General features: G+C 72.5%; 16 protein-coding genes, 1 tRNA gene and 1 other RNA gene. 12 read left to right on the top strand and 6 right to left on the bottom strand.

Annotation, left to right across the window (positions count from 1 at the left end):
* Window positions 1–211: 211 nt before the first annotated feature.
* Window positions 212–3,259: a S8 family serine peptidase gene (locus EDD26_RS01890; RefSeq protein ID WP_170165496.1), complete on the bottom strand. Its 3,048-nt coding sequence runs from the start codon at window positions 3,257–3,259 to the stop codon at window positions 212–214.
* A 130-nt stretch (window positions 3,260–3,389) separates the two neighbouring features.
* Between EDD26_RS01890 and pta the strand changes: the two genes are divergently transcribed.
* Both pta and EDD26_RS01880 read left to right on the top strand, forming a co-directional pair.
* Entirely contained in the window at window positions 3,390–5,498 is a 2,109-nt protein-coding gene (gene pta, locus EDD26_RS01885) for a phosphate acetyltransferase (RefSeq protein WP_123696162.1), read from the top strand.
* Complete coding sequence (locus EDD26_RS01880) at window positions 5,495–6,682, top strand: acetate/propionate family kinase (protein WP_123696161.1); 1,188 nt, start codon at window positions 5,495–5,497, stop codon at window positions 6,680–6,682. Before pta ends, EDD26_RS01880 begins: the two co-directional genes overlap by 4 nt.
* Window positions 6,683–6,690: 8 nt before the next feature.
* Here EDD26_RS01880 and EDD26_RS01875 read toward each other — a convergent pair whose 3' ends face one another.
* Window positions 6,691–7,470 (bottom strand): cytochrome b5-like heme/steroid binding domain-containing protein, encoded by a 780-nt coding sequence (locus EDD26_RS01875; RefSeq protein WP_123696160.1) that lies wholly within the window; start codon window positions 7,468–7,470, stop codon window positions 6,691–6,693.
* Between the two features lie 56 nt (window positions 7,471–7,526).
* Between EDD26_RS01875 and ffs the strand changes: the two genes are divergently transcribed.
* From ffs to EDD26_RS01850, 5 genes are all read left to right on the top strand, one after another.
* An RNA gene (ffs, locus tag EDD26_RS01870) (signal recognition particle sRNA small type) lies at window positions 7,527–7,623 on the top strand.
* Between the two features lie 134 nt (window positions 7,624–7,757).
* A complete protein-coding gene (locus EDD26_RS01865) occupies window positions 7,758–10,082 on the top strand; it encodes a DNA polymerase III subunit gamma and tau (protein WP_123696159.1) in 2,325 nt (774 codons plus the stop codon).
* Between the two features lie 4 nt (window positions 10,083–10,086).
* Window positions 10,087–10,686 (top strand): recombination mediator RecR, encoded by a 600-nt coding sequence (gene recR, locus EDD26_RS01860; RefSeq protein ID WP_123696158.1) that lies wholly within the window; start codon window positions 10,087–10,089, stop codon window positions 10,684–10,686.
* Window positions 10,687–10,772: 86 nt separating this feature from the next.
* Window positions 10,773–12,047: an aspartate kinase gene (locus EDD26_RS01855; protein ID WP_123696157.1), complete on the top strand. Its 1,275-nt coding sequence runs from the start codon at window positions 10,773–10,775 to the stop codon at window positions 12,045–12,047.
* Window positions 12,044–13,120 (top strand): aspartate-semialdehyde dehydrogenase, encoded by a 1,077-nt coding sequence (locus tag EDD26_RS01850; RefSeq protein WP_123696156.1) that lies wholly within the window; start codon window positions 12,044–12,046, stop codon window positions 13,118–13,120. The genes EDD26_RS01855 and EDD26_RS01850 overlap by 4 nt, the downstream gene beginning before the upstream one ends.
* A 57-nt stretch (window positions 13,121–13,177) precedes the next feature.
* Here the strand turns inward: EDD26_RS01850 and EDD26_RS01845 are convergent, their stop codons facing one another.
* Window positions 13,178–13,543 (bottom strand): hypothetical protein, encoded by a 366-nt coding sequence (locus tag EDD26_RS01845; protein WP_123696155.1) that lies wholly within the window; start codon window positions 13,541–13,543, stop codon window positions 13,178–13,180.
* Window positions 13,544–13,647: 104 nt separating this feature from the next.
* Here EDD26_RS01845 and EDD26_RS01840 point away from each other — a divergent pair, with 104 nt between their 5' ends.
* From EDD26_RS01840 to EDD26_RS01830, 3 genes are read left to right on the top strand one after another with little or no spacing between them, the layout of a single operon-like run.
* On the top strand, window positions 13,648–15,168 hold the full coding sequence (locus tag EDD26_RS01840) for a malate:quinone oxidoreductase (protein WP_123696154.1): 1,521 nt from the start codon (window positions 13,648–13,650) through the stop codon (window positions 15,166–15,168).
* Window positions 15,169–15,181: 13 nt separating this feature from the next.
* Entirely contained in the window at window positions 15,182–15,814 is a 633-nt protein-coding gene (locus EDD26_RS01835) for a helix-turn-helix transcriptional regulator (RefSeq protein ID WP_148058671.1), read from the top strand.
* Between the two features lie 2 nt (window positions 15,815–15,816).
* The gene (locus EDD26_RS01830; protein WP_123696152.1) at window positions 15,817–16,410 is read left to right on the top strand and encodes a thymidine kinase; all 594 of its coding nucleotides are present in this window, start codon (window positions 15,817–15,819) and stop codon (window positions 16,408–16,410) included.
* A 52-nt stretch (window positions 16,411–16,462) separates the two neighbouring features.
* Here the strand turns inward: EDD26_RS01830 and EDD26_RS01825 are convergent.
* The 3 genes from EDD26_RS01825 to EDD26_RS01815 form a co-directional block, all read right to left on the bottom strand.
* Window positions 16,463–16,539: transfer RNA gene (locus EDD26_RS01825), tRNA-Pro, on the bottom strand.
* Between the two features lie 46 nt (window positions 16,540–16,585).
* Window positions 16,586–17,488: a metallophosphoesterase gene (locus EDD26_RS01820; protein ID WP_170165469.1), complete on the bottom strand. Its 903-nt coding sequence runs from the start codon at window positions 17,486–17,488 to the stop codon at window positions 16,586–16,588.
* Between the two features lie 31 nt (window positions 17,489–17,519).
* Window positions 17,520–20,078 carry a transglycosylase domain-containing protein gene (locus EDD26_RS01815; RefSeq protein ID WP_123696150.1) on the bottom strand — a complete coding sequence of 853 codons (2,559 nt, stop codon included), beginning with the start codon at window positions 20,076–20,078 and terminating at the stop codon, window positions 17,520–17,522.
* Window positions 20,079–20,127: 49 nt separating this feature from the next.
* Between EDD26_RS01815 and sp36 the strand changes: the two genes are divergently transcribed.
* Both sp36 and EDD26_RS01810 read left to right on the top strand, forming a co-directional pair.
* Window positions 20,128–20,295: a Sp36 family protein gene (gene sp36, locus EDD26_RS14585; protein WP_170165495.1), complete on the top strand. Its 168-nt coding sequence runs from the start codon at window positions 20,128–20,130 to the stop codon at window positions 20,293–20,295.
* Window positions 20,292–20,750 carry a RidA family protein gene (locus EDD26_RS01810; RefSeq protein WP_123696149.1) on the top strand — a complete coding sequence of 153 codons (459 nt, stop codon included), beginning with the start codon at window positions 20,292–20,294 and terminating at the stop codon, window positions 20,748–20,750. Before sp36 ends, EDD26_RS01810 begins: the two co-directional genes overlap by 4 nt.
* The last annotated feature ends 136 nt before the right edge of the window (window positions 20,751–20,886 follow it).

Raw genomic sequence — 20,886 nt, 5'->3', positions numbered from 1 at the left:
AGGGTGATCCTTCGTTCAGGACGAAGCCCCCGTCGTCGGGGGCGGATGCGCTCGAATCTATGGCGGGACTGTGCGCAGGAACATGGGGTACCGGAAGCGTTACCGTTTCGTGACCTTCCGCCGGACGCCGCCCCGTCGGCGAGCGGGACGGCGCGGTGCGACGAGAGCGGGGCGGGGGCTCGCGCCCCCGCCCCGCTCCGGCCCTGCTGCGCTACGGCAGCTGACCTCGACCGGTCGTCGGGCCGGGGGCCGACTCCGCGTACACGTAGGTGCGCTCGGTGAAGCCGCCCAGCTCGGTCATCACGACGCCGAGGTACTGCTCGTTGGCGCCGAGCCCGCGCCAGTCGGCGTCGACCGTGAACGTGTCGCCCACCGACACCGACTGCGACGACGGGCTCGCCATCAGCTTGCCCTTGCCGCCGTTCGGCGAGAGGGCGGCGTGCTCGAGGACGAACGGCGTCGACGCGCCCCCGTCCACGGCGTACACGTGCACGAGCACCGCGTAGGCGCCCGGCTGCGGGTCCTCGAGGAGCACCGCCTCGTCGGCCGACGACGTGCCGCCCACCCACTCCTCGACCGGCTGACCGGCGCTGTTGAGCCGGTAGACGTAGAGGTCGAGGTCCGCGACGGTCTCATCGCCCGCGAGCACGAAGTCGTGCGCGAGCTCGCCGTCGCGGATCGTGACCGGGTAGACGAACTCGTCGTTCGTCACGCCCGCGTCGCGCCCGAGGTCCGCGTACGCCGCGAAGCCGGCCGTCGTGGTCGTGAGCTCACCGGAGAGTCCGGCGATGCCCTCGATCTCGATCGAGCCGACCCGGCCCGATGCCGTGGCCCATGCCGGCACGTCGAGTGCCAGCGGCCGGACGGCGATCGGCGAGCGCACGGCGTGCGCGTCGTTCGCCCAGGTCAGGAACCCGTTCGTCCAGGCATCCGGGGTCGCCGACGTCACGGTGAACGTCACCGAGTACGTCTGCGTGTCACCGGGTGCGGCGAAGTCGAGCGTCTGGGGCGACACCTCGACCTCGACACCCTCGACGCCCTCGACCGAGACCGCGTAGCTGCCGGCCTCGTGCGCCGTCAGCGTGCGGGTGACCGTCTGCGTCCCGGCGAGCGCGCCGATGCCGATCGACGGGATGTTGAGGTCGCTCGGGTCGATCGCCTCCCCGACCCACGCGTCCGGCAGGCCGTAGCCCAGGCCGCGGAGGTAGCCGTACCAGTCCTCGGTGCCGTTCTCGTAGTACAGCCCGGGCTCCAGGAACGTCGGCGAGTCGACGATGCCCGCACCCTGGCTGAACGGGTCGGTCTCCCGGTCGCCGTTCGCGAGCACGGTGTCCTCGGCGCTCGTCATGAGCGCGCTCTTCACCTCGGCGGGCGAGGCGAGCGGGTGCTCCGAGAGGTAGATCGCCGCGAGGCCCGCGATGTGCGGAGCGGCCATCGAGGTGCCGGAGAGGAACTCGTAGCGGTCGGGACCGCCAGGAGCCTGCCACGCGGCGGCGACGATGCCCACGCCCGGCGCGGCGATGTCGGGCTTGATCACGTCGGATCCGTCGGCGAGCACGGGGCCGCGCGACGAGAAGCCGGCGACGACGGGCGCGGGCGTCGCGACGCCCGAGGTGTTGCCCTGGGTCAGCGTGACCGTCTCGCGCGCCGCGGCGGCGGCGTTCACGGCGGCGAGGTGCTGCGCGTCGACGTGGACGGTCGGGATCGCGTGGTCGTCGAGGTCGATCGACCCCGGCGTCACGTTGACCACGATGGCGCCGATGGCGCCGGCGGCTGCGGCCACCTCCGACTTCTCGACGCGCGCGTTCCCGCCGCGCTCGCAGACCACGATCTTCCCGGCCGCTGCCATCGCATCGAGCGAGCCGGGGAGGCAGAGCGCGGCGTTCGCCGCGGTCTGGCCGCTGGCCGGGATCGCGCGAGCGGCGACCAGCTGGCCCGTGAGCCCGGCAGCCGGCACCGTGATGGAGCCGCCGGAGATCTTCGAGCCGTCCGCGAGCGTCACGGTCGCCTCGAAGTTCGGGATCGTCGTCGCCGCGACCGTCGTGTACCAGGGCGACGCGTGGTCGAGGGTCGATGCGCCCGGCCCGGAGTTGCCCGCCGAGGCCGAGACGAAGACGCCTGCCGCGGCAGCGCCGAGGAATGCGACGTCGGTGGCCGCGACGACCGACGTCGCCGCGCCGCCGCCGATGGAGTAGTTGATGACGTCGACGCCGTCGATCACGGCCTGGTCGATCGCTGCGACGAGGTCGGTCGACGAGCACCCGTCGTCCGTGGTCACGGCCGGGTCGGGACCCGACCAGCAGACCTTGTACGCAGCGATGCGCGCCTCGGGGGCGACGCCCGACATGGTGCCGAGATCGGCACCGCCGACCGAGGTGATCGCGACATCCGCGTTGCCCGCGGCCGTGGAGGCCGTGTGCGAGCCGTGGCCGTCGCCGTCCCGCGGCGAGAGGTACTCACCGGGCACCTGCGACGCCGTGCCGAGCCGGCTCGCGCCGAAGCCGTCGACGAAGTAGCGGGCTCCGACGATCTTCGTCGAGCAGTCATCGGCGGTGAAGCCGGAACCGGTCTCGCAGACGCCGGTGAACGTGCCGCCGTCGCCCTTCTCGAAGGTGATCGTCTCGCCGTCGAGGTACGGCTCGGAGCCGGGGGCCGTGCCGAGCGACTCGCCGGCGAAGAAGGGGTTCTCCGGGGCGATGCCCGTGTCGAGCACGCCGACGACGACGCCGGCACCCGCCTCGCCCATGCCGCCGACCTGCTCCCAGAGCGTCTCGAGCTCGAGGTACTCGTTCGCGGGGGAGCCGGTGATCTGGAGGATCTCGTTGGGCTCGACCGAGCGCACCCCGGCCTGGCGCGACAGGTCCTCCGCCTGCTCAGCGGTGAGGTCGGCGACGAAGCCGTTGATCGCCGCCGTCAGATCGACGTCGATGGTGGCACCCACCGCGGCGGCGACATCCTGGTGACGGGCCTGCAGGTGGGCGTCGTACGCCCGCGAGGCGGGCGAGGAGGCGTCGAGGTCCTGGCCGCGCTGCGGCGCGGTCGGGGCGAGGCCCCGGATGCCTCCGTCGTAGGTGGCGAGGGCGTCCTCGGCGAGGACGACGACGTAGCGCCCGTCCTCGTAGGTCGTCGCCCCGGACGGCTGTGCGACCGCGTTGGCGGTCGTGGCGGTCAGGACGCTCGCGCTCGCGCTGAGCGCGATCGCCGTCCCGACCGCTACGGCGCGGCGCAGCGCCGTCCGCTTCGTGCTCGGTGAACTCACGGTGTTCCCTTCGGGTGGTGCCCATGGCATGTGGCGTCCATCCTGACTGCCTTCACCGTCTGCAAAGTTGCGTTGACGCAAGCGTTACCGTTTCGTGACCGCCCAGACATCGAGGACTAGCCTGGGGGACGTGCCGACCCGCATCGTGATCGCGTCCCCGGAGGGACATGCCGGCAAGTCGATCGTCGCGCTGGGGCTCGTCGAGGCCCTCAGCCGCCGCGTCGGGCGGGTCGGCGTGTTCCGCCCGATCGCCCGCTCGTCGCAGGAGCGCGACCGCGTGCTCGAGCTGCTGCTCGCCCACGACGCGGTCGACCTCGAGTACGACGAGGCGATCGGCACGACGTACGCCGCGGTCCACGACGACGCGGAGGCGGCGCTCTCGACGATCGTCGACCGGTACCACCGCATCGACGAGCGCTTCGACGCGATCGTCATCGTCGGATCCGACTACACCGACGTCGGCAGCCCCACCGAGCTCGGCTTCAACGCGCGCGTCGCCGCCAACCTCGGCGCGTCGGTGCTGCTCGTGCTCGGCGGTCACGACCCCGAGACCGACGCGCCCCGCACGCCCGACGAGCTGCGGCAGCTGGCAGAGGTCACGACGGCCGAGCTCACCGCGGCGCACGCGTCCATCGCGGGCGTGATCGTGAACCGCGCCGACCCGGATGCGATCGACGGCATCCCCGCCGCGATCGCGGATGCGGTGCCCGCCGAGGTGCCGGTGTGGTCGATCCCGGAGGACGCGCTGCTGAGCGCCCCGAGCGTCGGCACGCTCTTCCGCGCGACCGACGCGGAGCTCGTGCGCGGTGACCCCGAGCTGCTGCAGCGGGAGTCGCTCGGCACCGTGGTCGCGGGCATGTCGATGGAGCACGTGCTCGAGCGCCTCATCGAGGGCGGCATCCTCGTGATGCCGGGCGACCGCTCCGACGTCGTCGTCGGCACGCTGCTCGCGCAGCAGTCCGAGACCTTCCCGTCGATCGCGGGCATCGTGCTGAACGGCGGCTTCGAGCTGCATCCCGCGGTGCAGCGGCTGCTCGACGGCCTCGACCTCGACCTCCCGATCGGCCGCAGCCCGCACGGCACCTACGAGACCGCGCGGCGCATCGCGACCACCCGCGGCTCCCTCATCGACGGCACGCAGCGCAAGCGCGACGCGGCCCTCGCGCTCTTCGACGAGCACGTCGACGCCGACGCGCTGCTCGAGCGGCTCGAGGTCGCGACGAGCGACGTCGTCACGCCGCTCATCTTCGAGCACAGCCTCATCGAGCGGGCGCGGGCCGACGTGCGCCACATCGTGCTGCCCGAGGGCGAGGACGACCGCATCCTGCAGGCCGCGTCCACGGTGCTCGCGCGCGGCATCGCCCGCCTCACGATCCTGGGCGACGAGGCCGCGATCCGGCAGCGCGCCGCGGCGCTCGGGCTCGACCTGGCCGACGCCCGCATCGTCGCGACCGACGACGCCGAGCTGCGGCCGCGCTACGCGGCCGAGTACCAGCGGCTCCGCGCGCACAAGGGCGTCACGATCGAGCAGGCCATGGAGCGGCTGCTCGACGTCTCCTACTTCGGCACGCTCATGGTGCACACCGGCGACGCCGACGGCATGGTGTCGGGTGCGGCGCACACGACCGCGCACACGATCAAGCCGTCGTTCGAGACGATCAAGACGAAGCCGGGCGTCTCCGTCGTCTCGAGCGTCTTCCTGATGGCGCTCTCGGACCGCGTGCTCGTCTACGGCGACTGCGCGGTCATCCCGGAGCCGACCGTCGAGGAGCTCGCCGACATCGCCGTCTCGTCGGCGCAGACCGCGCGCGACTTCGGCATCGAGCCGCGCGTCGCGATGCTCTCGTACTCGACCGGCGAGTCGGGCACGGGCGCGGAGGTCGACCGCGTGCGAGCGGCCACCGCGCTCGTGCGGGAGCGCGCCCCCGAGCTGCTCGTCGAGGGCCCGCTGCAGTACGACGCGGCGGCGGATGCGGCGGTGGCGCAGAAGAAGATGCCCGATTCGCAGGTGGCCGGGCGGGCGACCGTCTTCGTCTTCCCCGATCTCAACACGGGCAACAACACCTACAAGGCGGTGCAGCGGTCCGCGGGCGCGCTCGCGATCGGGCCGGTGCTGCAGGGCCTCAACAAGCCGGTCAACGACCTCTCGCGCGGCGCGCTCGTGAGCGACATCGTGAACACGATCGCGATCACCGCGATCCAGGCGCAGGCCGAGGCGAGCGCGGGCGGCGCAGCATGACGCGCTCGGTCTTCGTCATCAACGCGGGCTCGTCGAGCCTGAAGTACCAGCTCGTCGACGTCGACTCGGGTGCGGCGCTCGCGGGCGGCCTCATCGAGCGGATCGGCGAGACGACCGGCGAGGCCAAGCACCAGGCGCCGGGCATCGAGAAGGTCGTCGAGCGGCGCGTGATCCCCGACCACGAGCACGCGTTCGGCTGGGTGCTGCGGCAGTTCGACCAGCACGGGCCGTCGCTCGACAGCGCCCAGCTGCTGGGCGTCGGGCACCGCGTCGTGCAGGGCGGCGCTCGCTTCGACCGCGCGGTGCGCATCGACGAGGACGTCCAGCAGCAGATCGAGGACCTCGCGCCGCTCGCCCCGCTGCACAACCCGGCCAACCTGCAGGGCATCCGCTCGGCTAGGGCGACCTTCCCTGGCTACCCGCACGTCGCCGTCTTCGACACGGCCTTCCACCTGACCATCCCGCCCGCGGCGCATCGGTACGCGATCGAGGCGCAGGTCGCCGCCGAGCACCGCATCCGCAAGTACGGCTTCCACGGCACGAGCCACCAGTTCGTCTCGCGCCGCATGGCTGAGCTGCTCGGCCGGCCGCTCGACGAGGTGAACACGATCGTGCTGCACCTCGGCAACGGCGCCTCCGCGACCGCCGTGCGCGGCGGGCGGAGCGTCGAGACGTCGATGGGCATGACGCCGCTCGCCGGGCTCGTGATGGGCACGCGCTCGGGCGACATCGATCCCGGCGTCATCTTCCACCTCCACCGGGTGGCCGGCCTCTCGATCGACGAGATCGACACGCTGCTCAACAAGCGCTCAGGACTGCTCGGGATGACGGGGACCGGCGACATGCGCGACGTGCTGCAGGCCGCGGACGCGGGCATCGAGCGGGCGGTCGAGGCGCTCGAGGTGGTCGGGCACCGCCTCCGCGGCACCGTGGGCGCCTACCTCGCGCACCTCGGGCGCACCGACGCCATCGCCTTCACCGCCGGCATCGGCGAGAACGCGGCACGGGTGCGCGAGATCGCGCTCGAAGGCCTCGAGGGGCTCGGCATCGTGCTCGACCCCGAGCGCAACGCGGGGCGGGGCGAGCGCCGCATCTCGGCCGACGGCTCCGCGATCGAGGTGTGGGTCGTGCCGACGAACGAGGAGCTCGAGATCGCCCGCCAGGTCGCCGACCTCGTCGGCTGACCGCGCGCTCAGCGATCGGCGAGCTGGCCTATCGCGAACTGGCTGAGCTGCTCGGCCGGCGCCGCCTGGCCGGTGTGCTGCGTGCCGAACTCGTCGGTCGCATCCGTGCCGCAGACGCCGAGGATGCGGTCGGGCCCGCCCGGGTGCTGCGTGATCCAGCCGGTGAGGTCGTAGACGGTGCCCTCGATCGCGACCCAGCAGCTCGCGGAGTCGTCATGCTGCGCGACCTCCCCGATCGAGATGCCCTCGGTGCCGTCGCTCCCGCCCGTGCTCGCGCTCGCCGACGGCGCGGCGGCCGGCGCGGGGTCTGCGGCGAGGCCGCCCCACACCGACGTCGCGCCCGTGTGGCCCGTGAGCACGGTGACGATGAGGGATGCGGCGGCGAGCGTCCCCAGCACGATGCCGACGATGACGCCCGTGACGCCGGTCGCGCGGCGCTGCCGGCGGCGCTTGCGCTGCCACAGCCACCACGCGAGCGTCGCGGCGAAGAGGATCCACGCCATCGCGACGAGCCAGTTGCCGAGCTCCTCGTGCTGGCCCGGTGCGCCGACCCGCGCTGCGAGCGCCTCGCCGGAGAGCTTCGCCGCGAGCGAGCCCACCGCGGCGATGCCGAGCACCGCGACGACCGGCCATGCGAGCTGCGCGCGCCAGCGGGGCACGACGAGCAAGAGCAGCACCGACAGCGCGCCGAGCGGGAGCAGCACGACGGGCACGTGCACCGCGAGCGGGTGCAGGGGCAGGCCGAACGCGAGGTCGAAGGGGCCGCTCGAGGCCGCTGGCGGAAGCATGCGCCAACCGTACTGGGCGCCGGCTTCGCGCTTCGCCGCGCGCCCGGTACGATGGTCACGGCTCCCCGCGTGGCGCCATCCAGGCCAAATCCCCCAGGTCGGAGACGAAGCAAGGGCAACCGGGCTCTGGCGGGTGCGCGGGGAGTCCTTCATGTCCAGGCCCGTCGCTGGTCGCCTCGGGCTCGCGCCGCGACGCGATGCGTCGCGGGTGCGCGGGGAGTCCTTCATGTTCAGGCCGGTGTGCGGAAGCGGCCATCGGCGTGGGCGGCGGGAAGTAGCCTGAACGCATGGTCGCTGCCCTCTATCGTCGCTATCGACCGGAGTCGTTCTCCGAGCTGATCGGGCAGTCCCACGTCACCGACCCGCTCAGCACCGCGCTGCGTGCCGACCGCGTCAACCACGCCTACCTCTTCTCCGGCCCGCGCGGCTGCGGCAAGACGACGAGCGCGCGCATCCTCGCCCGCTGCCTCAACTGCGCCGAGGGTCCGACGCCTGACCCGTGCGGCGTCTGCGACTCGTGCGTCGAGCTCGGGCGCGACGGCGGCGGCTCCCTCGACGTCGTCGAGATCGATGCGGCGAGCCACGGCGGCGTCGACGACGCCCGCGACCTGCGCGAGCGCGCCACCTTCGCGCCGAGCCGCGACCGCTACAAGGTCTTCATCATCGACGAGGCGCACATGGTGACGTCCGGCGGCTTCAACGCGCTGCTGAAGATCGTCGAGGAGCCGCCGGAGCACATCAAGTTCATCTTCGCGACCACCGAGCCCGAGAAGGTCATCGGCACGATCCGCTCGCGCACGCACCACTACCCGTTCCGGCTCATCGCGCCCGCGCCGATGCTCGAGTACGTGCAGCAGCTGTGCGCGAAGGAGGGCGTCGAGGTCGAGCCCGGCGTGCTGCCGCTCGTCGTCCGCGCCGGTGGCGGCTCCGGGCGCGACACGCTCAGCCTGCTCGACCAGCTCATCGCCGGGTCCGAGGGCCGCGTCGCCTACGGGCACGCCGTCGCGCTGCTCGGCTTCACGCACGGCGAGCTGCTCGACGAGATCATCGAGGCGCTCTCGGCGGCGGATGCGCCGCGGCTGTTCGCGTCGATCGACCGCGTCGTGCAGTCGGGTCAGGACCCCCGCCGCTTCGTCGAGGACCTGCTCGAGCGGCTGCGCGACCTGATCGTCGCGCACGCTGCGAGCGATCCCGCCGCGATCCTGCACGGCGTGCCCGAGGACGAGCTCGCGACGCTCGTCGAGCAGGCCGGCGGCTTCGGCAGCGCCGAGCTCTCGCGCGCCGCCGACATCGTGGCGAAGGCGCTCACCGACATGGCCGGCGCCACGAGCCCGCGCCTGCACCTCGAGCTCATGGCCGCGCGACTGCTCGTGCCCGAGTCGGGCGACCCCGAGGTCGGCACGCTGGCGCGCGTCGAGCGGCTCGAGCAGCGCCTCGACGGCGGCGTGCCCGCTGCGCCCGCGCCCGCTGCTGCGCCGACGGTCGCGCAGGCCGCCGCGCCCGCGCGGGGCCCAGCCTCCGCATCCGCCCCGGCCCCCACGCCCGAGCCTCCGGCCGATCGGGACCCCTCCCACCGAGGGGGACCCGGTGCACCGGGTCCCGACGGGTCGAGCGGGTCCCAGAAGCGTCAGCCCGCTGCGGGGCAGGCGAGCACCGATCCGGCAGCGCCCGCCGCACCGCAGATCACGGCCGCCGAGCCCGTCGCCTTCGCGCAGCTGCGCGACGCGTGGGACGAGGTGCTCCAGCAGCTCGCCGACCAGAACCGCTCGGCGTGGATGGTCGCCGCGACGATCACCCCGAAGGAGCTCCGGCCGGGTGACGTGCTCGTGCTGAGCTTCCAGTCGGAGGCCGACGTGCAGCGCTTCCGCGAGTCGCAGGCCGGCAAGCCGAGCATCGCCGACCTGCTGCGCACCGCGATCAGGTCGCTCCTCGGCATCGAGGTGAAGTACATCGCTCGCGCCGAGCCGTCCGCGCGGGGCGCGCGCGAGCAGGCAGCCGCGTCCGACGCCGCCGAGCTGCCCGCCGCGTCCGCCCCCGCGCCCATCGCTCCGCCCGCCCAGCGGGCGCCGACCACGCAGCCGGTCGCCGCATCCGCCCCGACGCCGACGCCCGCGCCCGCTGCGACGGCCACCCCGGCGCCGGCGACGCCGCGGCCGGCCCCGACTGCGTCGCAGCCGACAGCGGCCGCGCGGCAGTCGACGCCCGCGCGAGGGGCGAAGGCCGCTGCCGCATCCGCACCAGCGGCGCGGCAGGGCACGACGGAGCCCGCCGCCGCGACGGCGGTGACCGGCTGGGCCGTCGCGGTCATCCCGACCGACGCAGAGGCGCCGCCCGAGGACCTGCCCGAGCAGGCGCTGCCCGACCAGCCGGAGCCCGACCCGTTCTCGTTCGTCTCGGCGCCCGATGCGCCGGAGGGCACGCCGCTCGCGCCGGAGGTCGAGGCCGCACCCGCTGCGCCGTCGCCCATGCGCACCGCGCGCGCGAGCGAGCCGGTCGCACCGGAGCCGGTGCTCTCGGCGTCGCAGGCTGCGCGCTACGGCGAGTCCGTCGTGCGTGAGGAGCTCGGAGCCGAGCTGATCGAGGAGCGCCCGCGGGTGCGAGGGGAGCGCTGAGCGCGTGTACGACGGCATCGTCCAGGACCTGATCGACGAGCTGGGCAGGCTCCCCGGCGTCGGTCCGAAGTCGGCGCAGCGCATCGCCTTCCACATCATCCAGACCGAGTCGTTCGACGTCGACCGGTTGGCGACGATCCTGCAGACCGTCCGCGAGCGGGTGCGGTTCTGCATCATCTGCGGCAACATCGGCGAGGAGGAGCGCTGCGCGATCTGCCGCGATCCGCGCCGCGTGCCGACCGCGATCTGCGTCGTCGAGGAGGCGAAGGACGTCGTCGCGATCGAGCGCACGCGCGAGTACCGCGGGCTCTACCACGTGCTCGGCGGCGCCCTGAACCCCATGCAGGGCATCGGCCCCGACCAGCTGCGCGTCGCGCAGCTCATGACGCGCCTGCAGGACCCGACGGTCGAGGAGGTCATCATCGCCACCGACCCCAACGTCGAGGGCGAGGCGACCGCGACCTACCTCATCCGCTCGCTGCTGCCGCTCGGCGTGCGGGTCTCGCGGCTCGCGAGCGGGCTGCCGGTCGGCGGCGACCTCGAGTTCGCCGACGAGATGACGCTCGGCCGCGCGTTCGAGGGGCGCCGCACCGTCGAGCGGTGACCTCGGCGAGCTCGCCGCCGGGGCCTGGCCGGGATCAGCACGCACCGCCGCCTAGACTTGAGCAGTCCAGGACTCCAAGGAGCGGTGTGAGCCTCATCGTGCAGAAGTTCGGCGGGTCCAGCGTGGCCGATGCCGACAGCATCAAGCGCGTCGCCAAGCGCATCGTCGAGACGCGCAAGCGCGGTGACCACGTCGTCGCGGTGGTCTCCGCCATGGGCGACACGACCGACGAGCTGCTCGACCTCGCCCACGCGGTCGTCCCCGGCCTGCCGGCCGTCGGGCGCGAGCTCGACATGCTCCTCACCGCCGGCGAGCGCATCTCGATGGCGCTGCTCGCGATGGCGATCAAGTCGCAGGGCGCCGACGCCGTCTCGTTCACGGGCAGCCAGGCCGGCATGCTCACCGACGACCGCCACGGCGCCGCCCGCATCGTCTCGGTCACGCCCGACCGCGTGCGGGACGCGCTCGACAAGGGTCAGATCGCGATCGTCCAGGGCTTCGCCGGCTTCAACAAGGTCACCGGCGACATCACGACCCTCGGTCGCGGCGGCTCCGACACCTCCGCCGTCGCGCTCGCGGCAGCGCTCGGCGCCGACGTGTGCGAGATCTACACCGACGTCGACGGCGTCTTCACCGCCGATCCCCGCGTCGTCCCCAGGGCTCGGCGCATCGCCCGCGTCACGAGCGAGGAGATGCTCGAGCTCGCTGCCGCCGGCGCGAAGGTGCTGCACATCCGCAGCGTCGAGTACGCGCGCCGCCACGGCGTCACCCTGCACGTCCGCTCGTCGTTCACGAACGACGAGGGCACCATCGTCTACGACCCAGAGAGAGCAGGCTCCACCATGGAAGAGCCGATGATCGTCGGCGTCGCGCACGACCTGTCGGAGGCCAAGGTCACCGTGGTCGGCGTCCCCGACGTGCCTGGCACCGCTGCCCGCATCTTCACGATCGTCGCCGAGACCGGCGCGAACGTCGACATGATCGTGCAGAACGTGTCGGAGGCGGCCACCGGCCGCACCGACATCTCCTTCACCCTGCCGAAGGAGGAGGCCGGCAGCGTGCTGCAGGCGCTCGAGTCGCACCGCTCCGAGGTGGGCTTCGCTTCGCTCCAGCACGACGACCAGATCGGCAAGCTCGCGCTCGTCGGCGCCGGCATGCGCACGAACGCGGGCGTCTCCGCTCGTCTCTTCAAGGCGCTGTCCGACGCCGGCATCAACATCGAGATGATCTCGACCTCCGAGATCCGCATCTCGGTCGTGACGCGCGCCGACCAGCTGGTCGACGCCGTGCGGGTCGTGCACACGGCGTTCGAGCTCGACGGCGACGACGAGGCCGTCGTGCACGCGGGGACCGGCCGATGATCCGCCGGCTGAGCGAGGAGCCGGGCGAGGCCCGCGCACTGCGCCTCGGCGTCGTCGGCGCGACCGGGCAGGTGGGCGGCGTCGTGCTGCGCCTGCTCGCCGATCGTGGCCTGCCGATCGAGGAGCTGCGGCTCTTCGCCTCCGCCCGCTCGGCGGGCTCGACGATCGACTTCCAGGGCCGCCAGATCGTCGTGGAGGACGCGGATGCGGCCGACCCCACGGGGCTCGACGTCGCGATCTTCTCGGCCGGCGGGGCGACCTCGCGCCGGCTCGCGCCGAGGTTCGCGGAAGCGGGCGTCGTCGTCATCGACAACTCGTCGGCCTGGCGCATGGACCCGGACGTGCCGCTCGTCGTCTCCGAGGTGAACCCGCACGCGATCGCCGGCGCGGTCAAGGGCATCATCGCGAACCCGAACTGCACGACGATGGCCGCGATGCCGGTGCTGAAGCCGCTCGACCTCGAGGCCGGCCTCGTGCGGCTCGTCGTCGCGACCTACCAGGCGGTCTCCGGCTCCGGCATCGCCGGCGTCGAGGAGCTGCGCGGGCAGCTCGCGGCCGCCGCCGACCAGCACCCCGAGCGCCTCGCGCTCGACGGCTCCGCCGTCGACCTGGGGGAGCCGCGCGTCTACACGGCGCCGATCGCGCACAACGTGCTGCCGCTCGCCGGCAGCATCGTCGATGACGGCTCGGAGGAGACCGACGAGGAGCAGAAGCTCCGCAACGAGTCGCGCAAGATCCTCGAGCGCCCCGAGCTGCGCGTGGCCGGCACGTGCGTGCGCGTGCCCGTCTTCTCGGGCCACTCGCTCGCGATCCACGCGGAGTTCGAGCGCGACCTGTCGCCCGAGCAGGCGCGCGCGCTGCTCGAGCACGCGCCGGGCGTCGAGCTCGTCGACGTGCCGACCCCGCTGCAGGCCGCCGGCGCCGACGCCTCGCTCGTGGGACGCATCCGCGCCGACCAGTCGGCAGAGCCCGGTCGCGGCCTGGTGCTGTTCGTCTCGAACGACAACCTGCGGAAGGGCGCGGCCCTCAACGCGGTGCAGCTCGCGGAGCTCGTCGCGCACCGGCTCGGCTGACGCGGCGCACGGTGTGAGCGGAGGGCGGGGCCGATCGGTCCCGCCCTCCGCTGCGTCTCAGGCCTGGCGGTCCTGCTCGTCGTCCTCGCCGGCCGCGGCGTGGGCACCGGCGTCGGTCGCGCTCGCGTCGGCGTCGCCGTCGCTGTCGACCGTGCTCCCGTCACCGGTCACCTCGACCCACTCCTCGGCGGGCGAGGGCGCGGCCTCGGGCTCGGGCGCGACCGCGAACGTGCCGCCGCCGGCCACGCGAGCCTCGGGGTCGTCCGTGCCGACCTTCGAGCCCACCCAGTGGCGGGCGTCCGCCGCCTTCTCGCCGAGCGTCTGCCCCGCGCCCTGCGCCTGCTCGCCGAGCTGTCCGGCCTTGTCCTTGACCCACTCCGCGGCGTCGCCGAGCTTGTCCTTCGCGTCGTCCAGGATTCCCATGTGCGGCTCCTTCTGTCGTGTGTCGGCGCGCCCATGCTAGGCCTGGTCGATCCATAGCGGATGGACGCGAACGGGGTACGGATGGAAGTCGTAGACTCGACGGCGTGACGAAGACCATCGATGTCGCCCTGATCGGCGGCGGAATCATGAGCGCGACGCTCGGCGCGCTCCTGCACCGCCTCGAGCCCTCGTGGACCATCGAGGTCTTCGAACGGCTGCCGAGGGTCGGCGAGGAGTCGTCGAACCCCTGGAACAACGCCGGCACCGGGCACGCCGCGCTCTGCGAGCTCAACTACACGCCCGAGGCGCCCGACGGCTCGATGTCGAGCGCGAAGGCGATCGACATCAACGAGCAGTTCCAGCTCTCCCGCCAGCTGTGGGCGTCGTTCGTCGAGGACGGCACGCTGCCCGACCCGCGCGGCTTCATCTCCGCGACTCCGCACATGACCTTCGTGTGGGGCGAGCAGAACGTCGACTACCTGCGCCGGCGCTGGGAGCTGCTCAAGGACGAGCCGCTCTTCGCCGGGCTCGAGTACTCCGAGGACGCCGAGGTGATCCGCAGCTGGGCGCCCACGCTCATCCCCGGCCGGAAGAAGTCGCAGCCGATCGCCGCGACCCGATCGACCGACGGCACCGACGTCGACTTCGGTGCGCTGACGCGGATGCTGTTCGGCAGGCTGCAGGACGACGGCGTGATCGTGCACACCGACACGACCGTCTCGGGCCTCAAGCGCCTGTCCGACGGCACGTGGCGGCTCAAGGCCCGCCGCGAGGTCGGCATGACCCCTGCAGAGGTGCAGGCGCGCTTCGTCTTCGTCGGCGCCGGCGGCGGCGCCCTCAAGCTGCTGCAGCAGTCCCGCATCCCGGAGGCCAAGGGGTTCGCGGGCTTCCCGATCACTGGGGCCTTCCTGCGCACCGACAACCCAGAGGTCGTCGCGCGCCACAACGCGAAGGTCTACGGCAAGGCGAGCGTCGGCGCTCCGCCGATGTCGGTGCCGCACCTCGACACCCGCGTCGTCGACGGCGAGGCGAGCCTGCTGTTCGGCCCCTACGCCGGCTTCAGCCCCAAGTACCTCAAGACCGGCTCGTACACCGACATGTTCGAGACGATCAAGGGCCACAACCTCATGCCCATGATCCGCGCGGGCCTGGCGAACCTGCCCCTCGTCGGCTACCTGGGCGGGCAGGTCTTCGCATCGCGCGCCCAGCGCCTCGACGCCCTCCGCGAGTTCATGCCCGACGCGCGCGACGAGGACTGGCGGCTCATCACCGCCGGCCAGCGCGTGCAGGTGATGAAGAAGGATCCCGAGAAGGGCGGCGTGCTGCAGTTCGGCACCGAGGTCGTCACCGGGGCCGACGGCACGATCGCCGGCCTGCTCGGCGCCTCGCCCGGCGCATCCACCGCCGTCCACATCATGCTGACCATCTTCGAGCGGTGCTTCCCGGAGCACATGCCGAGGTGGCGCGACACCATCCGCGAGCTGATCCCCAGCTACGGCGCGAAGCTCAACGAGGATCCGGCTGCTGCGCGGGAGAGCATCGCGCGCACCGCCCGCGTGCTCCGGCTCGTCGACGAGCCCGAGCGCCAGCTCGAGGCGGCTGCGTCCGCAGCTGCGACTCCCTGACCCAGGAACCACCATGGACACCCAAGCGGCACCCTCGGCGGGTGCGACCCGGAGCGTGAGCATCGTCGCGGATGCAACGCGCAGCGGGCCGTTGCGCGCCGCCATCGCCGCTGAGCCGTCGCTCCACCTCGCCGCCGAGGCGCCGCGGTTCGCGCAGCTCGTCGTCGCCGCCGGGTTCCCCGGCGACGTGGTGCTGCTGGCCGAGGAGCCGGGCCATCCGCTGCTCGCGCACGCGCGCACGGCCGTCGCCGCAGGGGCCGCCGTCGTCGTGCAGGCCGACGTCGAGGGCGAGCTGCTCCAGCAGCTCGAGGCGGTCGGCGCGGTCGTGCTGTCCCACGACGTCAGTGCCGACGACGTGACCGCCGAGGTCGTCGCGGTGCGCCGTGCGCGCCGGGGCCGCGGCGGAGGACGACCGCGCATCGATTCGCTCGACCGCAGGCCCCGGCTCTCCGCGGGTGAGCGGCGCGCCCTCGGGCATTACGCGCAGGGCCTCACGACCGTCCAGGTCGCCGCCGAGATGGGCGTCGGCTACGAGACGGCGAAGACGTTCCTGCGGCGCGTCCGCGCGAAGTACGCGGCCATCGACCGCCCCGCCGGCAAGCGCGCCGAGCTCATCGTGCGCGCTGAAGAGGACGGCATCCTCTAGCGGTGGCGAAGCTGTACTTCCGCTACGGGGCGATGAACTCCGGCAAGTCCACCGGGCTGCTCCAGGCGGCATTCAACTACGAGGAGCGCGGCCAGCGCGTGCTGCTCGCCAAGCCCGCGACCGACACGAAGGGCGAGCGCGACGTCGTCTCGCGCCTCGGCATGACGCGGCAGGTCGACTTCGTCGTCGGCCCCGAGGAGTCGGTGCTCGCCGGTTTCGAGGCCGCGGCGGGCGAGCGCGAGGAGCCGGTCGCCTGTCTGCTGGTCGACGAGGCGCAGTTCCTGCAGCCGCACCAGGTCGACGAGCTGCTGCGCGTCGCGGTCGAGCGCGGCGTGCCCGTGCTGGCCTACGGCATCCGCACCGACTTCCTCACGCACGCGTTCCCCGGCTCCGCGCGGCTGCTCGAGCTCGCGCACACGCTCGAGGAGCTGAAGACCATCTGCCGCTGCGGCCGCAAGGCGCTGTTCAACGGCCGGAAGGTGGGGGAGCGGTTCATCTTCGACGGCGACCAGGTCGCCATCGACGGCGAGGCGGTCACCTACGAGTCGCTCTGCGCGTCCTGCTACCTCGAGGAGTCGGGCGGGCGCCTGGGCTAGCGCCCCGCTCCACGCGGAAGGGCCCCCGCCTCTCGGCGGGGGCCCTTCCTGTTGGTCGGGGTGACAGGATTTGAACCTGCGACCTCGTCGTCCCGAACGACGCGCGCTACCAAGCTGCGCCACACCCCGAAGTGCGAGACCGGAGCCGAGGCTCCGACTTTGCAACCTCGCCAGTCTACCCGATCGAGCGGGGCAGGAGCGACACGACGACCGCTTCGGGCGGCGTGCCCAGCCGGAACGGCGCGAAGATCGACGAGCCGATGCCCTGCGAGACGTTGAGCGGCACCGAGCGGCCCTCGTGCAACCACGTGCTGAGGCCGGATGCCTGCTCGCGCGGGATGTCGCAGTTCGTGACGAGCGCATGCCCGCCCGGCACCCGCACCTGGCCGCCGTGCGTGTGGCCGGCGAGGATCGCGTCCGCGCCGAGGTCGACGAACGCGTCGAGGATCCGCCGGTAGGGCGCGTGGGTGACGCCCAGCGTGACGCGCGGCGCGCCGCCGAGCGCCTTCCGCATCCGCGAGATGGCGGCCTCGGTCTCGTCGAGCCGGTCCCAGTGGCGGTGGGCGTCGGCCACGCCGAAGGCGGCGATCGTGGTGCCGCGCACCTCGATCGCGCGCGCGGTGTTGTTGAGGTTGAGCCAGCCGAAGCCCTCGTACGCGCGCTCGAGGCCCGCCGTGTCGAGCCGCTCCACGTCGCCCGCCGACGCGAGCTTCGAGGGGCCGCCGAAGTAGCGCAGCGGGTTCTTCAGCACGGGCCCGTAGACGTCGTTCGAACCGTGCACGAAGTAGCCGGGCACGCCGTCGAAGACGCGCAGCGCCTCCGTGAGCGCGGGCAGGGCGGCGCGGTGCCCGAGGCTGTCGCCGGTGTTGACGATGAGGTCGGGCTCGAGGCTGCGCAGGCCCTCGAGCCAGTCGAGCTTCGTCTCCTGCCACGGGGCGAGGTGGATGTCGGCGAGGTGCAGCACCGAGATCGGCCGGGCGCCGACGGGCAGCACCCGCAGCTCCTCGGTGCGGATGCGGAAGGCGCGCGGCTCGATGGCGGTCGCGTAGGCGGCCACAGCGGCGCCGGCGGCGAGCACGCCGCCGGCGACAGCGCTGAGCGCCCGAGCGCTAGCAGCCAGGGTCGCCCCCGGAGGCGTTCGTGCCGACCACGACCGAGATCGGGTCGCCGGGTGCCCCGGCGGTCTCGGGCTCGGGATTCTGCGCCAGCACCTGGCAGAGGAACTCCTCGCCGTAGTCCTGCCACGAGACCTGCACGTTCGCGGGATCGAACCCGGCGCCGGAGAGCGTCGCCCGCGCATCCGTGAGCGACTGCGTGACGAGGTTCGGCCACGTCTGCGCGTTCGGGTCGGCAGGCGCCTCTGTCTCGCCGGCACCGGCGACGAGGGCGCCGTTCGACGGGTAGATGATGATCGGCGTCGCCGTGGTCACGAGCGAGCCGGCGCCCGGCGCCGTGTACTCCACGAGCCCCTCGGCCTGCAGCCCGTCGATCGGGTTCGCGACCTGCACGGTGAAGCCGAGCGCCTCGAGCGACGCCTGCGCGTCGGCCGCCGACTGGCCGGCGACGTTCGGCAGCTCGCTCGCGCTGCCGCGCACCGTCTCGGCGTCGGGCGTCAGGAACTCGCCACCGGGGTAGCGCGCCATCGCCTCCTCCATCGCGCCGCGGAAGAGCGTCGACCGGATGTTCCAGCGCGGCTGCAGCGAGTAGTTGCCGACGATGTTGCCGACCCACACGGAGGTGGCGATGGTCGGGCTCGCACCGTTGACCCACGTCTGCACGACGCCGTTCGAGGTGCCCGTCTTCGAGATGACGGGCGTCGCGCCGGCCGGGTTGTTCAGCGGGTTGCGCTGGGTGACCGTCTCGAGCGTGAGCTGCAGCACCGACGCCACCTCGGGCGTGATGGCCTGCTGGCACTGCTGCGCGGGCGGCTGCACCTCGGAGCCGTCGCGCGCGACGATGCGGTCGATCGCGGTCGGCTCGCAGTGGATGCCGCCGTTCGCGATGGTCGCGAAGGCCTCGGCCATGCCCATGGGCGTCACGTTCGAGCCGGAGCCGATCACGGCCGGCGCGAAGATCTCCCAGTCGCCGCCGTTCGCGGGCGTCGTGCCCATGCGCTCGGCGGTCTCGTGGATGTCGCAGAGGTCCATCTCGCTCGCCATGCGCGCGATGCCGGTGTTGACCGAGTTCACCATGATCTCGGTCGGCGTCATGCGCGTGTACTCCTGGCCCTCGTTGTTCTGCGGGTCCCACTCCTCGGAGACGAGCCCGGTGCACGACGCGGTGAAGGAGCCCTGCGGCCACTTCTCGCGCGTGGCGTCGAGCTGCTCGTTCACCGAGTGCCCGTCGATCACCCACTGCGCGAGGGTGAAGATCTTGAACCCGGAGCCGGGCTGGAAGCCACCCGACCTGCCGTGCGCGTAGTCGGCGTTGAAGTTGACGCTCGTCGCGGTGGGCGGCGCATCCTCGGTGGGGAAGTAGTCCTTGTTCTGCACCATCGTGAGGATGCGTCCCGTGCCGACCTCGAGCTGCGTCACGGCCGCACCCGACTGCCAGCGGGTCTCGTCGTTCGGCACGTTCGCATCCACCATCGCCTGCACGGCGTCGTTGAGGTTCAGGTCGATCGACGTGTAGATCTGGTAGCCGCCCTGGAAGAGCGCGGCCGCGTTGTCCTCGGGCGTCGCGCCGAGGATGTGGTGGCCGTCGACCTGGTCGGTCTGCAGCACGCGCTGCACGTAGTCGCAGAAGAAGCGCGCCGAGTCGTAGCCGGCGATGCAGCCATTGTTCGGCGGCTGGATGTTGACGAAGGCCTCGTCGACCGGGATCGCGAGCGCCTCGTCACGCTGCTCCGCGGTGATGTAGCCCTCGGCCGCCATCGAGCTGATGATGAAGTCGCGCCGCTCCTGGTTGCGCGCGAAGTTGTCGGCGCTGAAGAGGTTGCGCGTCGACGGGTTCTGCACCGTCGCGATGAGGGCGGCCGACTCGCCGATCGAGAGCTCGGACGCCGGCTTGCCGAAGATGCGCTGCGCGCCTGCCTCGATGCCGTAGACGTTGCCGCCGAAGTTGGCGATGTTGAGGTAGGCGAGCACGATCTCGTTCTTCGTGTACCGCTGCTCGAGCCCGATCGCGAGGCGCATCTCGGCGAGCTTGCGCTGGTAGCTCGCCTCGTACTGCTGCTCGTACGTCTCCTGGTCGCCGCGGATGAACGCATCCATCGCGATCTGCTGGCGCACGAGCTGCATCGTGAGCGTCGAGGCGCCGGAGTCGCCGCCGAAGCCGAGCTGCGAGAGTCCGGCGCGCACGACCGACGGGGCGTCGACGCCGCCGTGCGTGTAGAAGCGGCGGTCCTCGCCCGCGATGAGCGCCTCGACGGCGTTGCGGGGCACCTGCTGCCACTGGAGCACCTGGCGGTCCTGGGCGTAGAACGAGGCGATCTCGACGGGCTGGCCGTCGCGCATGCCGTAGATGCGGTTGCGCTCGGCCTGCTCGGTGATCTGCGCGTAGGAGGGCAGGCTCTCGAAGACGTCGAGGCTGCTGTTGGCCGTGGTCGAGGCGACGGCGAGGGCAGGCGTCAGCGTCGCGGAGACCAGGATCCCGGCGATCGCGCTGAACCCGATGAGCCCGAGGAGCGAGCCCAGCAGGCTTCCTGGCTTGTGTCTTGTGGCGGCCATAGCATACGAGGGTACGGGACCAACCTATGAGGGCAGAGGAAGCACACCGATGGCGAAGACGACCTGGGAGTACGCGACCACGCCGCTCCTCATCCACCGCGAGACGGCGATCCTCAACACCTGGGGCGGCGACGGCTGGGAGCTCGTGCACGTGGCGAACGGCCCGGAGGGCGGCCTGGTCGCGTTCCTGAAGCGCCCGATCGAGGCCTCCGCATGAGCATCGCGCAGCGCATGCAGGAGCTCGGGTTCGAGCTGCCCGCCGTCGTGCCGCCGGTCGCGTCGTACGTGCCGGCGGTCTCGAGCGGCCGGCTGGTGTTCACCTCCGGCCAGCTGCCCATGGTCGACGGCGCGATGCCGCGCACCGGCAAGGTGGGAGCCGAGGTCTCGGCCGACGAGGCGACGGCCGACGCCCGCCAGTGCATCCTCAACGCGCTCGCGGCGATCGACGCAGAGATCGGCTCGCTCGACCGCATCACCCGCATCGTCAAGGTCGTCGGGTTCGTCGCGTCGGCCGAGGGCTTCCACGGCCAGCCCGGCGTCATCAACGGTGCGAGCAACCTGCTCGGCGAGATCTTCGGCGACGCGGGCAAGCACGCGCGCAGCGCCGTCGGCGTCGCGGAGCTGCCGCTCGGCGCCCCCGTCGAGGTCGAGGTCATCGCCGAGTTCGCCTAGCCGGCCGCGCGCGCCCCACCCCCACCCCTCAAGCTCGAACTTCCCGAGATCGACCGGATTCGCGCGAAACTGACCGATTCGAGGAAGTTCGCCGGAAGGCGCGGGATCGAACTTCCCGAATCTGCGCGGTTCGCGC

The sequence above is a fragment of the Agrococcus jenensis genome (assembly GCF_003752465.1).
Lineage (GTDB): Bacteria > Actinomycetota > Actinomycetes > Actinomycetales > Microbacteriaceae > Agrococcus > Agrococcus jenensis.
Note: the sequence above shows the minus strand (reverse complement) of the source record. Positions and strands in the feature narration are given on the sequence as shown.

Bases quoted from the DNA above. Each gene is read 5' to 3' on its own strand.
- EDD26_RS01810 (WP_123696149.1), top strand. From the start codon at position 20,292: ATGAGCATCGCGCAGCGCATGCAGGAGCTCGGGTTCGAGCTGCCCGCC.
- EDD26_RS01845 (WP_123696155.1), bottom strand. From the start codon at position 13,543: ATGGGAATCCTGGACGACGCGAAGGACAAGCTCGGCGACGCCGCGGAG.
- EDD26_RS01865 (WP_123696159.1), top strand. From the start codon at position 7,758: ATGGTCGCTGCCCTCTATCGTCGCTATCGACCGGAGTCGTTCTCCGAG.
- EDD26_RS01850 (WP_123696156.1), top strand. From the start codon at position 12,044: ATGATCCGCCGGCTGAGCGAGGAGCCGGGCGAGGCCCGCGCACTGCGC.
- EDD26_RS01815 (WP_123696150.1), bottom strand. From the start codon at position 20,078: ATGGCCGCCACAAGACACAAGCCAGGAAGCCTGCTGGGCTCGCTCCTC.
- EDD26_RS01875 (WP_123696160.1), bottom strand. From the start codon at position 7,470: ATGCTTCCGCCAGCGGCCTCGAGCGGCCCCTTCGACCTCGCGTTCGGC.
- EDD26_RS01880 (WP_123696161.1), top strand. From the start codon at position 5,495: ATGACGCGCTCGGTCTTCGTCATCAACGCGGGCTCGTCGAGCCTGAAG.
- EDD26_RS01835 (WP_148058671.1), top strand. From the start codon at position 15,182: ATGGACACCCAAGCGGCACCCTCGGCGGGTGCGACCCGGAGCGTGAGC.
- sp36 (WP_170165495.1), top strand. From the start codon at position 20,128: ATGGCGAAGACGACCTGGGAGTACGCGACCACGCCGCTCCTCATCCAC.